This window comes from Bradyrhizobium sp. Y36 (assembly GCF_002531575.1).
Lineage (GTDB): Bacteria > Pseudomonadota > Alphaproteobacteria > Rhizobiales > Xanthobacteraceae > Bradyrhizobium.
The window spans coordinates 373,835-387,829 of record NZ_NWTI01000003.1 but is presented as its reverse complement, the minus strand read 5'-3'; the positions used below and the strand labels follow the sequence as shown (position 1 = coordinate 387,829).

General features: G+C 65.7%; 13 protein-coding genes. 12 read left to right on the top strand and 1 reads right to left on the bottom strand.

Features of this window, described 5'->3' with window-relative positions; all coding sequences use genetic code 11:
• Positions 1-70 precede the first annotated feature (70 nt).
• From CO669_RS08450 to CO669_RS08410, 9 genes are all read left to right on the top strand, one after another.
• Complete coding sequence (locus tag CO669_RS08450; RefSeq protein WP_097659315.1) at positions 71-733, top strand: HAD family hydrolase; 663 nt, start codon at positions 71-73, stop codon at positions 731-733.
• A gap of 7 nt (positions 734-740) precedes the next feature.
• On the top strand, positions 741-1,691 hold the full coding sequence (locus CO669_RS08445; RefSeq protein WP_097659314.1) for a sugar-binding transcriptional regulator: 951 nt from the start codon (positions 741-743) through the stop codon (positions 1,689-1,691).
• A 393-nt stretch (positions 1,692-2,084) separates the two neighbouring features.
• On the top strand, positions 2,085-3,338 hold the full coding sequence (locus CO669_RS08440) for an ABC transporter substrate-binding protein (RefSeq protein WP_245444240.1): 1,254 nt from the start codon (positions 2,085-2,087) through the stop codon (positions 3,336-3,338).
• Positions 3,339-3,484: 146 nt separating this feature from the next.
• The gene (locus tag CO669_RS08435; RefSeq protein WP_097659408.1) at positions 3,485-4,357 is read left to right on the top strand and encodes a carbohydrate ABC transporter permease; all 873 of its coding nucleotides are present in this window, start codon (positions 3,485-3,487) and stop codon (positions 4,355-4,357) included.
• Positions 4,358-4,360: 3 nt separating this feature from the next.
• Positions 4,361-5,191: a carbohydrate ABC transporter permease gene (locus tag CO669_RS08430; protein WP_097659312.1), complete on the top strand. Its 831-nt coding sequence runs from the start codon at positions 4,361-4,363 to the stop codon at positions 5,189-5,191.
• 14 nt (positions 5,192-5,205) lie between these two features.
• A complete protein-coding gene (locus CO669_RS08425; protein WP_097659311.1) occupies positions 5,206-6,213 on the top strand; it encodes an ABC transporter ATP-binding protein in 1,008 nt (335 codons plus the stop codon).
• A 19-nt stretch (positions 6,214-6,232) separates the two neighbouring features.
• Positions 6,233-7,006: an SDR family NAD(P)-dependent oxidoreductase gene (locus CO669_RS08420; protein WP_097659310.1), complete on the top strand. Its 774-nt coding sequence runs from the start codon at positions 6,233-6,235 to the stop codon at positions 7,004-7,006.
• 40 nt (positions 7,007-7,046) lie between these two features.
• A complete protein-coding gene (locus tag CO669_RS08415; protein WP_097659309.1) occupies positions 7,047-8,693 on the top strand; it encodes an FGGY-family carbohydrate kinase in 1,647 nt (548 codons plus the stop codon).
• Positions 8,694-8,699: 6 nt separating this feature from the next.
• Positions 8,700-9,635: a carbohydrate kinase family protein gene (locus tag CO669_RS08410; protein WP_097659308.1), complete on the top strand. Its 936-nt coding sequence runs from the start codon at positions 8,700-8,702 to the stop codon at positions 9,633-9,635.
• Between the two features lie 5 nt (positions 9,636-9,640).
• On the opposite strand, the gene CO669_RS08405 is transcribed toward CO669_RS08410, so the two are convergent.
• Positions 9,641-10,528, bottom strand: coding sequence for a LysR family transcriptional regulator (locus CO669_RS08405; RefSeq protein WP_097659307.1), 888 nt, complete (start codon positions 10,526-10,528; stop codon positions 9,641-9,643).
• A gap of 119 nt (positions 10,529-10,647) precedes the next feature.
• Between CO669_RS08405 and CO669_RS08400 the strand changes: the two genes are divergently transcribed.
• The 3 genes from CO669_RS08400 (at position 10,648) to CO669_RS08390 (ending at position 13,994) form a co-directional block, all read left to right on the top strand.
• On the top strand, positions 10,648-12,069 hold the full coding sequence (locus CO669_RS08400) for an amidase (RefSeq protein ID WP_198963908.1): 1,422 nt from the start codon (positions 10,648-10,650) through the stop codon (positions 12,067-12,069).
• Positions 12,070-12,153: 84 nt separating this feature from the next.
• Positions 12,154-13,104, top strand: a complete 951-nt coding sequence (locus CO669_RS08395) for an ABC transporter permease (RefSeq protein ID WP_097659305.1) — start codon at positions 12,154-12,156, stop codon at positions 13,102-13,104.
• Positions 13,101-13,994: an ABC transporter permease gene (locus CO669_RS08390; protein WP_097659304.1), complete on the top strand. Its 894-nt coding sequence runs from the start codon at positions 13,101-13,103 to the stop codon at positions 13,992-13,994. Before CO669_RS08395 ends, CO669_RS08390 begins: the two co-directional genes overlap by 4 nt.
• The last annotated feature ends 1 nt before the right edge of the window (position 13,995 follow it).

The window sequence follows — 13,995 nt, the reverse complement described above, 5'->3', positions numbered from 1 at the left end:
CAAAACCCCGCGTCGTTCCGCTCTTGAGTGAACTATTGCTCATATCTTGAGTATATGATCGTATGTCCGGATGGACCCAGGCCAGCCCAGACCCGATCTGATCATCTTCGATTGCGACGGCGTGCTCGTCGACAGCGAGCTGTTGAGCTGCCGATGCCTGTCCGAGGTGCTGGCCGAGTACGGCATTGCGCTCAGCCTGGAGCAGGCGCTCGAACTCTTTCTCGGCCGCAGCACCAAGGCGATCGAGCAGCATTTTCGCGATTTGGGCCAGGTCGTGCCGGACGGCTTTCTGCCGCGCCTGAAGTCCCGGGTGCTGTCGACATTCACAGCTTCGCTTGAGCCGATTCCCGGCATTGCCGGCGTGATGTCCGACCTGTCCGTGCCGTTTTGCGTGGCCTCGTCCAGCGACCTTGACCGCGTCGCGCTCTCGCTCGACGTCACCGGCCTGCGGGCGCATTTCGGCGAGCGGCTCTACACCGCGCAAATGGTCCGGCATGGCAAGCCGGCGCCGGATCTCTTCCTGTACGCAGCCGAGAAGATGCGCGTCTCGCCCGAGCGCGCGCTGGTGATCGAGGACAGCGTCAGTGGCGTCAAGGCCGGCAAGGCGGCCGGCATGACGGTCTGGGGATTTGTCGGCGGCAGCCATTACCGCGGACGCGACGGAGCGGCTATATTGTCGAGCGCGGGGGCGGACCGGGTCTTCGCGCGCATGGGCGATTTCTGGGAGGGATGAGGCCCGCATGGCCGCCGAGAACGACAAGTCGCGACTCGACGACGCCGCGCGCGCCGGCTGGCTCTATTTCATCGCCGGTCACACCCAGGACGAGATCGCGAAGATGCTGCAGGTCTCGCGCGCATCGGCGCAGCGACTGGTGTCGCTGTGCCTTGCCGAGCGCCTCATCACGTTTCGGCTCGAACATCCCATCGCCGCCTGCATGGAGCTCGCGGCGCGCCTGAAGGAGCGTTTCGACCTCGTCCATTGCGAGGTGGTGCCGGCCGATCCTGCGGCCCCGCAGGCCACGGCAGGCATCGCCGAACGCTGCGCCAATCTGCTCGATGCGACGCTGCGCTCGGAAACGCCCGTGATCGTCGCACTCGGCACCGGCCGGGCGGTGCGCGCGGCCGTCGAGCGCGTCACGCCGATCGACCGGCCCAATCACCAGATCGTCTCGCTGGTCGGCACCATCTCCGCCGACGGCTCGGCGAGCTTCTACGACACCGTCGGCCGGCTCGCGGACCGCACCGGGGCGCGGCACTATCCGATGCCGCTGCCGTTCCTGATGTCGTCCGAGGACGAGCGCAACAAGATGGTCCGCATCGAGCCGATCGCCAAGGTGAAGGCGGTGGCGGCCAGGGCGGATTTGCGCCTCGTCGGCATCGGCCAGATGGACCAGAAGGCGCAGGTTCACATCGACGGCTTCGTCACGCGCGACGAATTATTCGAGATGATGCGGCTCGGCGCCATCGGTGAGATCACCGGCTGGGCCTATGATTCGAAGGGTCGTCTGCTCAAGGCCGGCACCAACAAGCGCCTCACCAGCATTCCGCCGGAAGTGCCGGCAAGGACCACGACGATCGGTGCCGCGATCGGCGCGGCCAAGGTGCCGGCGATCGCGGCGGCCCTGAACGGCGGTCTGGTCAACGGGTTGATCACGGACGAGACGACCGCAAGGGCGATCCTGGAGCGGTAGGGCCGGCGGGTTTCGAGCGTCAGCGAGGCATACGATCTCGCCGCTCGCTCCGCTGTCATCGTCCGCCTTGCGCGCAACTGCGCACTGGCGCGGACGATCCAGTACGCCGCGGCCACGCTTTAGGCAAACCAATAGACGTCACGGAGTGCTGGGTGCCCCGCTTTCGCGGGACACGACAGTGAGGGCGGGGCGACACCTGCCACCCCTCCCGCATTGCAGCACTCATAAGTTGATGGAACGGCCCCGCGCCTGCTTGACAAGTCCGGTCCCTCCATTGAACATACGCTCAACGCGTGGGCATATGCTCAAAACGCGAGTTGAGGGGAGGTCACCGTGAAACATGTCCTGGGCGCCGTCTGCGGCGCGTCTGCACTTTTGCTGGCCGTCCCCGCGATGGCCGAAACGACCCTGACGATCGCCACCGTGAACAACGGCGACATGATCCGCATGCAGGGGCTGACGAGCGAATTCACCAAGAAGAACCCCGACATCTCGGTGAAATGGGTGACGCTGGAGGAAAACGTGCTGCGCCAGCGCGTCACCACCGACATCGCCACCAAGGGCGGTCAGTTCGATGTGCTCACCATTGGCACCTATGAGGTGCCGATCTGGGCCAAGAAGGGCTGGCTGGTGCCGCTCGCCAATCTCGGCGCCGATTACGACGTCGCCGACCTTCTGCCCAGGATCAAGGACGCGGTCTCCGCCGACGGCAAGCTCTACGCCGCGCCGTTCTACGGCGAGAGCTCGATGGTGATGTACCGTACCGACCTGTTCGACAAGGCCGGCCTGAAGATGCCGGAGAAGCCGACCTGGGACTTCGTCATCGACGCCGCCAAGAAGCTGACCGACAAGAGCGCCGGCACCTACGGCATCTGCCTGCGCGGCAAGGCCGGCTGGGGCGAGAACATGGCGTTCCTCTCGGCCATGGCCAATTCCTACGGCGCGCGCTGGTTCGACGAGAAGTGGCAGCCGCAGTTCAACACGCCGGAATGGAAGGCGACGCTCACGACCTACGTCAATCTGATGAAGGAAGCCGGGCCTCCCGGCGCAAGCTCCAACGGCTTCAACGAGAACCTCGCGCTGTTCAACGCCGGCAAGTGCGCGATGTGGATCGACGCGACGGTGGCGGCGTCCTTTGTCACCAACCCCAAGGATTCCAAGGTTGCCGACAAGGTCGGCTTTGCGCTCGCGCCCAACACCGGGCTCGGCAAGAACGCCAACTGGCTGTGGGCCTGGAACCTCGCAATCCCCGCCGGCTCCAAGAAGGCGGAAGCGGCCGAGAAGTTCATCGCCTGGGCAACCAGCAAGGATTACACCAAGCTCGTGGCGTCGAAGGAGGGCTGGGCCAACGTGCCGCCGGGCACGCGCACCTCGCTCTACAAGAACGAGGACTATCTGAAGGTCGCGCCGTTCGCGAAACTGACGCTGGCCTCGATCGACGCGGCTGATCCGAACAAGCCCACGGTGAAGCCGGTGCCTTACGTCGGCGTGCAATACGCTGCAATCCCCGAATTCCAGGGCATCGGCACCCAGGTCGGCCAGCAATTTTCGGCCGCGCTTGCGGGCTCGATGACGGTCGATGCCGCGCTCACCGCGGCGCAATCGGCGACCGAGCGGGAAATGAAGCGCGCCGGCTACATCAAGTGACCCCGAGCTCGACCTCCTGAGCTCCGACTTGCGGCCATCCAGAGCTATGGATGGCCGCCTTCTTCCCGAGGTTTCATTTTGACGCGTTTTCCTCCCGCGAACCGGTCTCCACTTCGCTCGAAAACGCTCTGAAGGAGAAGCCAACGATGGCAACCCGACAGACGCAGTTTCTGGCGCGTGCGCTCCTGGCGCCGGCCGTCGGGCTGCTGTTCATCTGGATGATCGTCCCGTTGGCGCTGACGATCTATTTCTCGACGCTGCATTACAGCCTGCTCGATCCCGGCTCGGAATCCTTCGTCGGTCTGGAGAACTTCCGCTACTTCCTCACCGATCCCGCATTCCTGGCCTCGCTCCAGAACACGCTGGTGCTGGTCGGCTCGGTGCTGGCGCTGACGATCCTGCTCGGCACTCCCCTGGCGCTCTTGATGGATCAGCCGGTGATCGGGCGCAATTTCGTGCGACTGATGGTGATCGCCCCGTTCTTCGTAATGCCCACGGTGAGCGCTCTGGTCTGGAAGAACCTGCTGATGCATCCGGTTTCCGGCCTGTTCGCCTGGCTGGCCTCGCTGTTTGGCCTGACGCCGATCGACTGGTTCAACGACGTGCCGCTGTTTGCGGTGATCCTGATCGTGACGTGGCAGTGGCTGCCCTTCGCGACGCTGATCCTGCTCACCGCGCTGCAGTCGCTCGACGAGGAGCAGAAGGAAGCGGCCGAGATGGACGGCGCCCGCCCGATCTCGACCTTCATCTACATCACGCTGCCGCATCTGGCGCGGCCGATCACGGTGGTGATCCTGATCGAGACCATCTTCCTGCTGACCGTGTTCGCCGAGATCTTCGTCACCACCGGCGGCGGGCCGGGCCTGCAAACGACCAACATCGCCTTCCTGATCTATTCGCAGGCACTGATCCAGTTCGACGTCGGCAGCGCGTCCGCGGGCGGCCTTGTTGCCGTGGTGATCGCCAATATCGTTGCCTTCTTCCTCGTCCGCATTGTCGGACGCAATCTGGAGGCATGACACATGGCACGGATGGCGACGACGCGGCACGTGGTGGTCTCGACGATCGGGGCCTGGTTCTTCGGCTTCCTGATCTTCTTCCCGATCCTCTGGATGGTGCTGACAAGCTTCAAGACCGAACTCGAGGCCTTCGCCATCCCGCCGTCCTTCCTGTTCTTCCACTGGACCACGGAAAACTATGCGACCGTGCAAGAGCGCAGCGACTATCTCCTGCACGCGACGAACTCGATCATCATCGCCGGCGGCTCAACGCTCATTGCGCTCCTGATCGCGATCCCCGCGGCGTGGTCGATGGCGTTCTCCCCGACCAAGCGTACCAAGGACATCCTGCTCTGGATGCTCTCGACCAAGATGATGCCGCCGGTTGGCGTGCTGGTGCCGATCTATCTGATCTACAAGACGTTCGGTCTGCTGGATTCCCGCATCGGCCTCGTCTTCATCCTGTGCCTCGGCAATCTGCCGATCGTCATCTGGATGCTGTTCACGTATTTCAAGGAGATCCCGCGCGACATCCTGGAAGCCGCGCGCATGGACGGCGCCACCATCGGCCGCGAACTGGTCTACGTCTTGACGCCGATGGCCATACCGGGGCTGGCATCGACGCTGCTGCTGAACCTGATCCTGGCCTGGAACGAGGCGTTCTGGACGCTGAACCTATCGACCTCGAACGCAGCGCCACTCACCACGTTCATCGCATCCTATTCCAGCCCTGAAGGGCTGTTCTGGGCCAAACTGTCGGCGGCCTCCACGCTGGCGATCGCGCCCATTCTCGTCCTCGGTTGGTTCAGCCAGAAGCAGCTCGTGCGCGGGCTGACCTTTGGCGCGGTGAAGTAAAGGGCTGCCGGATCATGGGTCAGATCACACTTCAGGGCGTGCAGAAATCCTTCGGCCCCGTGCATATCATCAAGGGCGCCGACCTCGACATTGCTGACGGCTCTTTCGTCGTGTTCGTCGGTCCTTCCGGTTGCGGCAAGACCACCTTGCTGCGGCTGATCGCCGGGCTCGAGGACGTCACCGGCGGCAGCATCCTGATCGACGGCAAGAACGTGGTCGACACGCCGCCGGCGAAGCGTGGCCTCTCGATGGTGTTCCAGTCCTACGCGCTCTATCCGCATATGAGTGTGCGCGGCAATATCGGCTTCGGCCTGAAGATGGCGGGATTGCCCAAGGACGAGATCAACCGCAAGGTTGAGGCGGCCGCTGCGACGCTGAACCTGACGCCTTACCTCGACCGCAAGCCGCGCGAACTCTCGGGCGGCCAACGCCAGCGCGTCGCGATCGGACGCGCCATCGTCCGCGAGCCCAAGGGCTTCCTGTTCGACGAGCCGCTCTCCAATCTCGATGCCGCGCTGCGCGTGCAGATGCGCATCGAGGTGACGCGGCTGCAGAAGCAGCTCGGCACCACCGCGATCTACGTCACCCACGACCAGGTCGAGGCCATGACCATGGCCGACAAGATCGTCGTGCTCAATGCCGGCAAGATCGAGCAATACGGCTCGCCGCTGGAGCTCTACGAGCGGCCGGCCAATCTCTTCGTTGCCGGCTTCATCGGCTCCCCGAAGATGAACTTCGTCACCGGCGAGCTCGCTCAGCAGCAGGGCGCGGCGACCATCGGCGTGCGGCCGGAGCATCTGAAGATCGAGCGCGACGGTGCTGCCGGCTGGGTCGGCACGATCGCAGTCGCCGAGCATCTCGGCAGCGACACCTTCCTCTACGTCGATGCCGGCCCGCTCGGGATGCTGACGGCGCGCTACGTCGGCGAATTGAGCCTGCATGCCGGCGACCGCGTCTCGCTGGTGCCGGATCCCGCGCGGATCCATCGCTTCGACCAGAGCGGCAACGCCCTTCGGAACTGACAAGAAACGGAATACGATCATGTACCTGGAAAAATTCAAGCTGAGCGGCAAGACCGCGTTCATCACCGGCGGCGGGCAGGGCATCGGGCTCGCCTGCGCGGAAGCGCTGGCCGAAGCAGGTGCCAGGGTCGTCATTGGCGATCGCGACAGCAAGTTCGCCGAGAGCGCCAAGGCCACGCTGAAGGCCAAGGGCTTTGACATCGAGACCGCGATCATGGACGTGACCGACACCAAGCGCGTGGCGGAGGTCGCGAACGACCTCGTCGCCCGCCACGGCAAGGTCGACATTCTCGTCAACAATGCCGGCATCGCCCGCAGCGAAACGCCGGCCGAGACGGTTGCCGACGAGCACTGGCTCAACGTCATCGATGTCAACCTCAATGGCACGTTCTGGTGCTGCCGCGAATTCGGCAAGCACATGCTGAAGGCGAAAAGCGGCGCCATCGTCAATGTCGGCTCGATGTCCGGTTTCATCGTCAACAAGCCGCAGGAGCAGTGCTTCTACAACGCCTCCAAGGCCGGCGTGCATCATCTCACCAAGTCGCTCGCTGCCGAATGGGGCGCGCGGGGCATCCGCGTCAACGCGGTGGCGCCGACCTATATCGAAACGCCCCTCAACGCCTTCGTGAAGAGCAATCCGAAGATGTACGACGCCTGGATCGGCGGCACGCCGATGGCGCGGATGGGTCAGGTCGAGGAGATCGCCTCGGTCGTGCTGTTCCTCTCGTCGGAGGCCGCGAGCCTGATGACCGGCAGTATCGTGCTGGTGGATGGCGGCTACACTTGCTGGTAGGCTCACCGTCAAAACTGACGGAAAGCGACCGGGAGTGACAATGCCGCGAGCGTATATCGGCGTCGACGTGGGGACCACGAGCGCGCGGGCAGGGGTGTTTGACGAGGCCGGAACCCTGCTTGCGACCGCGCGACATCCGATCCGGATCTGGCACGAGCCCGGTGATATCGTCGAGCAGTCCTCGCAGGACATCTGGGAGGCCTGCGTCAGGTCGGTGCGGGCGGCGATGGCGGAAGCGGCCGTTGCGCCCGACAGCATCGGCGGCATCGGGTTCGACGCCACCTGCTCCCTCGTGGTGCTCGACCGGCAGGGCGAGCCGCTCACGGTCAGCACATCCGGCGACAGGCAACGCAATGTCGTCGTCTGGATGGACCACCGCGCTGTCGCCGAGGCGCGGCTGATCAACGAGACCGAGGATGCGGTGCTGCGCTATGTCGGCGGTTCGATCTCGCCCGAGATGGAGATGCCGAAACTGCTATGGCTCAAGCGACACCTTCGTGCGAGCTTCGACGCGGCCGGCCACTTCTTCGATCTGGCGGATTACCTGACCTGGCGCGCGACGGGCTCGCTGCAGCGTTCGACCTGCACGGTCACCTGCAAATGGAACTATCTCGCCCATGACGGCGGCGGCTGGAGCGCGCGATTTTTCAAACGCATTGGCCTGTCTGACTTCGTCAACGAGACATACGCCCGCATCGGCACCGAGATCGTCGCCCCGGGCACGCGGCTCGGCGCCGGTCTGACCCACGCGGCCGCAGCTGAACTCGACCTGCCGCCGGGCTTACCGGTCGGTGCGTCCTTGATCGACGCCCATGCCGGCGGCATCGGCGCGATCGGCGGGCGCGACGGCTCGGGCGAGGCGAACGATGTCTGCGACCGGCTCGCCTACATCATGGGTACGTCGGCCTGCATCATGGCGACGACGAAGCAGCCGTGCTTCGTTCCGGGCGTGTGGGGGCCCTATTACTCCGGCATGGTCCCGGACTTCTGGCTTAACGAGGGCGGCCAGTCCGCAGCAGGTGCAGCGATTGACCATCTCCTTAAATCGCATCCGGGTTTTGCCGAGGCGAGCGCGGCGGCGCGGAGCGAGAGCGTCGATCTCATCGAGTTCCTCGAGCGCCGCATCATCGCGCGCGCAGGCAGCGCCAGCCGTGCCGCGCTGCTCGCCCATGACGTCCATGTCCTGCCGGAGTTCATCGGCAACCGCTCGCCCTATGCCGATCCGGATACCCGCGCGGTGATCGCGGGTCTCGATCTCGACACCGACGTCGCCTCGATGGAGCGTTTGTTCGTCGCCGGCCTTTGCGGATTAGCCTATGGGCTTGCCGAGGTGATCGAGGCCTTTGCCGCGCATGGCGTGCGCTCCAGCATCATGATCATGGGGGGCGGAGCGAGCCGCAGCCCGCTGGTGCGGCAGATCATGGCGGATACGACGGGCCTCACCGTCGCGCTGCCGCAGACGAAAGAGCCGGTGCTGCTGGGCGCCGCCATGCTCGGGGCGGTGGCCGGCGGCGCCTATGCCTCGATCGGCGAGACCATGGCCAGGATGTCCGTGCTGGGACGGAAAAGCGAGCCGACCACGCCTGATATGGCCGCGTTTCACACGCGCAAGCGTGAGGTCTACAAGCTGCTGCGCGAGGTCGATCGCCGCAGCCGTGCGGCGATGGGCGACATCGCGAGAGGTTGAAAACGAATGCTGATATCCTGCGGCGATGCGCTGATCGATTTCGTGCCGACGCGAAACGCTGACGGACGCGAGGCCGTGATGCCCGCGGTCGGCGGCTCCTGCCTCAACGTCGCGATCGGCATGGCGCGGCTCGGCGCGCCGACCGGATTCGTCGGCGGCATCTCGACCGATCTGTTCGGACGGATGATCGCCGATCATGCTGCGGCTTCCAACGTCGACCTCGATCTCGCTACCCGCAGCGATCGCCAGACCACGCTCGCCTTCGTCCGCATCGTCGCGGGCGAGTCGCACTATGCCTTCTACGATGCCGAGACCGCGACGCGGAACTGGACTTACCGGCGCGGGACGGTTCCGTTCGTCGACGTCGAGGCGCTCCATGTCGGCTCGACCACGCTGGTCAACGACCAGGGCGCGGCCGAGACGAAAGCGTTGATCGGGGACGCGCGCGCGGCCGCGACGATCTCGTTCGATCCGAATTGCCGGCCCAACCTCGTCAAGGACAAGCCGTCTTACCTGGCGCGCATGGCGGAGTTCGCTGGCTACGCCGACCTCATCAAGATGTCGGATGTCGACTTTGCCTACCTCTTCGGCGACGAGCCCTATCAGCAGCGCGCAAGCACATTGCTGGGGCAGGGCACCAGCCTTGTCGTCATCACCCGCGGCAGCAATGGTGCCGTCGCGTGGCACGCGGGGGCCGGGCAGGTCGAGGTCGCCGCGCCGAAGGTCGCGGTCGCCGACACCATCGGTGCCGGCGACAGCTTTCAGGCCGCGCTGCTCTTTGCCCTGCACAAGCAGGGGAGACTCGCCCGATCGCAGCTGAAGACGATCGGTGCGGACGAGCTTCGCCGTGCGCTGTCCTTTGCCGCCAATTGCGCCGGATTGACCTGCACCCGTCCGGGTGCCGATCCGCCCTGGAGCCACGAAATCAATTGGGGCTGGTGATGCCGTCACATCCGCGCGACGGCCTTCTCGGCGCATTTGAGGAAGGTGCGGATCAGCGGGCTATGCGCGTCCCGGCGCCAGCATACCGTGACGTCGATAGAATCGGTTGCATCCCGCAGCGGCCGGAAAGCGATGCCCTGTGGCGCGCCGAGCTTGGCGCAGGCCGGCACGATCGCAAGGCCTTCGCCGGCCAATACCAGGCTCATCGCCGAATGAACGGTCTCCACCCGGCCTGCGATCGGCATCACGATCTGATGCCGGCGCAGCAGAGCTGCGACGGCGGAGGAGGCGGGATCTTGCTCCGGCGGTGGCAGCGCGATCAGCGGGCGGCCGTGAAGGCGCGCCATCGGCACCGAGCTCAGGCGCGCGAGTGGCGAGCGGATCGGCGTCGCCAGCACCAGTGGCTGCGCGCCGATCCGCGCCACCTGGACCTCCGGATGGTGGATCCCCGGCATGCACAAGGCAATCGTGACGCTGCGATCGAGCAGCCGTGCTTCGCGCGTCGAGGCACTGAGCTCGGCGAAGTCGAGATCGACGCCGGGAGCCGAGCGGCGTAACTCCGGAATGAGCCGCGGCAGCATCGCATTCGCCAGCACGAACATGTAGCCGACCGAGAGCCGCCCGCGCGTGCCGGCGGCAACCGCACGCGCGGCTTCGGCGCCGTCGCTGGCCAGCGCCAGCGCCTCGCTCGCGCGCGCCAGAAGCGCCTGGCCCGCCTCGGTCAGGTCCATGCCGCGCGTGCCCCGGCGGAACAGCGGCGCGCCGATCTCGGCCTCGAGCTTGCGGATCTGGACGGAGAGCGGCGGCTGCGCCATCCGCAGTCGCTCGGCGGCCTTGCCGAGGCTGCGTGCTTCGGCGACGGCGACGAAATAGCGGAGCCGGCGAAGGTCCATTGGCATACCGAAAACGTATGGGTTGACGACCGAAATCGTATTGGACGGCGAGTAAACAAAACTGTCATTCTCGCTGTCAATGCATTGGGCCGACGAGGCCAGCGGAGCGTGATGTGACCATGACCGGCGATCCCTGCCTCTTGTCTGCAACCGAACTGCGCGGCCTCGTCGCCGCAAAGCGGATTTCGCCCGTCGAGATCGTCAGTGCCGTGCTCGCGCGCGCCGAGGCGCTGCAGAACCAGCTGAACTGCTTCATCACGATCTGCGGGGACGAGGCGATGGCGGAGGCCCGCGCCGCCGAGCGCAAGCTGATGGCGGGCGAGGAGCTCGGCCTGCTGCACGGCATCCCCGTCACGGTCAAGGACATCGTCAACACCAGGGGCGTCAAGACCACCTTCGGCGCCGTTCCCTACAAGGATAACGTGCCGACCGAGGATGCGGTCGCGGTGGCGCGGTTGCGAGCTGAGGGCGCCATCCTGATCGGCAAGACCACGACGCCGGAATTCGGCAGCAAATGCCTGACGGATTCGCCTTTGTTCGGCCGCACCCGCAACGCCTGGGACGCCGGCCGCTCATCCGGCGGCTCCAGCGGTGGTGCGGCCGTGGCGGTGGCCAGCGGCATCGCACCGCTGGCGATCGCAACCGACGGCGGCGGCTCGACGCGGATTCCCGCCGCCTGCAACGGCGTGGTCGGCCTCAAGCAGAGCAACGGCGTGATCCCGCACAGCCAGGCCCTCGATGCCTTCGGCAACCAGACCTATGTCACGCCGACCACCCGCACCGTTGCCGACACCGCGCTGATGATGCAGGCCATGGCGGGGGAGGATGCCTGCGATCCCTGGTCGATCGGCGTGCCCGTGTCTGACTTCGTCGCGACCGCCGCTCCGCGCGGCGACCTGCGCGGGCTCAGGGTCCTGTATTGCCTGACACCGCCGGGCCGGCCGGTATCGGCCGACGTCGCCGCCAATTTCAGGGCGAGCCTTGACCGGCTGGCTGGCCTTGGCGCCGAGCTCGAGGAATTCTCCGGAGAGGGGTTCGACATCGAGCCGATCTGGCGCGCCATCAATCACACCGTCTGGCGCACGCGCTTTGCAAAGCTCGCGGCCGAGCACAAGGACGAGCTGAGCGAGGCCTTCCTCAAGCAGCTCGCGCTCGCGACCGAGGTGAGCGGCGTCGATTACCAGGAGGCGATGTTCGCGCGCACGGCGCTGTTCCGCCGGGTGCAATCGCTGCTTGCGCGCGGACAGATCCTGGCGATGCCGACGCTGACGCGCACCGCGTTGCCGATTGGCCAGGACCTGTTCGGCACCATCGAGATCGATGGCCGGCATTTCGACAGTGTCCGGCCGCACTGGTTCCCCTGGACCATGCTGTTCAACATGACCGGGCATCCAGCCGTCAGCCTTCCCTCAGGCTTTGCCCGCGACGGCCTGCCGATCGGGCTTCAACTGGTCGGCCGTTTCCGGTGTGACGCGGAATTGCTGCGCGTCAGCGCGCTGTTCGAGACCTCCGCCGGCCTTCTGTCCCGCTGGCCGGAATGACGACATGCCCCCGCAGCAAAGGGCTTGCATCGGTGGTCCGGACATGTTGATCGTGCCGCGAATGAGCTTTGAGCCCGAGCGCGCATGAGCGTCTTTGTCCTCCGACGTCTGGTGACCTTGCTGGCGACGCTCGTCGGTGCGTCGCTGGTCATCTTTCTCGTGCTCGATGCGCTGCCGGGTAACGCTGCGCAAATGCTGATGGGCGCCGATGCCTCGCCGGACGCCGTGCGCGCGCTCACCGTCAAGCTCGGGCTCGACCAGCCGCTGGCGGTTCGCTATCTGCAATGGATCAAGGGCCTGCTCGTCGGCGATCTCGGCAATTCCTACGTCTACGGCACGCCGGTCGCCAGCCTGATTGCCGAGCGGCTGGCCCTGACCGTTCCGCTCGCCATCATGGCCATGACCGTTACGGTGACGCTGGCGCTCTCGGCCGGCATCTACACCGCCGCCAACCACAACAAGCTCGGCGACGTCGGCGTGATGTCGCTGACGCAAATCGGCATCGCGCTGCCGAACTTCTGGTTCGCGATCCTGCTGGTGCTGCTGTTCGCGGTGCGGCTGCAATGGCTCTCCGCGGGCGGCTTTGCCGGCTGGGAGGACGGCGTCTGGCTCGGCGTGAAGTCGCTGCTGCTTCCCGCAGTCTCGCTCGCGGTGGTGCAGGCTGCGATCCTCGCGCGCGTCACGCGGTCAGCCGTGCTGGAGGTGCTGCGCGAGGACTTCGTCCGCACGGCGCGCGCGAAGGGGCTTGGCAAGCGCGAGGTGCTGTGGAGCCACGTGCTGCGCAATGCGATGATCCCGGTCATGACGGTGATGGGGCTGCAATTTGCCAATCTGCTCGCCGGCACGATCGTGATCGAAAACGTATTCTATTTGCCGGGCCTCGGTAGGCTGATCTTCCAGTCGATCGCCAATCGCGACCTGATTGTCGTGCGCAACTGCGTGATGCTGCTCGCGACCATGGTCGTCATCGTCAATTTCGTGGTCGACGTGCTCTATGCCTTCATCGATCCCCGCATCAAGGTCCATGATCTGTGAGCGCGCCCCTGACCACGCCGGTTGAATTGCCTCTGGCAGCGCGCCGCGCGCCGCCCCGCACGTTCTGGGGCCGCGCGCTCCGTCACCGCAGCTTCGTGCTCGGCGGCGCGCTGACCTTTCTGGTGGTTGCCTCGGCCCTGTTGTCGCTGGTCTGGACGCCGTGGTCGCCTTACGAGATCGACATCGCCTCAAAATTGCGGCCGCCGTCGGCGGCGCACTGGCTCGGCACCGATTCCTTTGGCCGTGACATCGTCTCGCTGCTGCTCGCCGGCGCCCGTTCCACCATCATGGTCGGTGTCATCGCCGTCAGCATCGGTCTCAGCTTCGGCGTCACGCTGGGCCTGATCGCTTCGGCCCGGCGCGGCTGGACCGAGGAGATCATCATGCGCTTCTCCGACTTCACCTTCGCCTTTCCGGCCGTGCTGTCGGCGATCATGCTCGCTGCTGTCGTCGGACCCGGCATGGTCACCTCGATCGTCGCAATCGGCATCTTCCAGATCCCGACGCTGACCCGTCTGACGCGTGGGTCGGCGAATGCGATCTGGGCGCGCGAATTCGTGCTGGCCGCGCGCGCGGCAGGCAAGGGCGCCTTCCGCATCACCATCGAGCATGTGCTGCCCAACATCCTGTCGATCCTGATCGTGCAGGTCACGATCCAGTTCGCGCTCGCCATCCTCGCCGAGGCCGCTTTGTCTTATCTCGGCCTCGGCACGCAGCCGCCGCAGCCGTCCTGGGGGCGGATGCTGAACGATGCGCAGACGCTGCTGTTCCAGTCGCCGATGCTCGCGGTCTATCCGGGCGCTGCGATCGCGGTCGCAGTGCTCGGACTCAATCTGCTTGGGGACGGCTTGCGCGATCTGCTCGATCCCAGGCTGGCGCGGGAGCGATGAC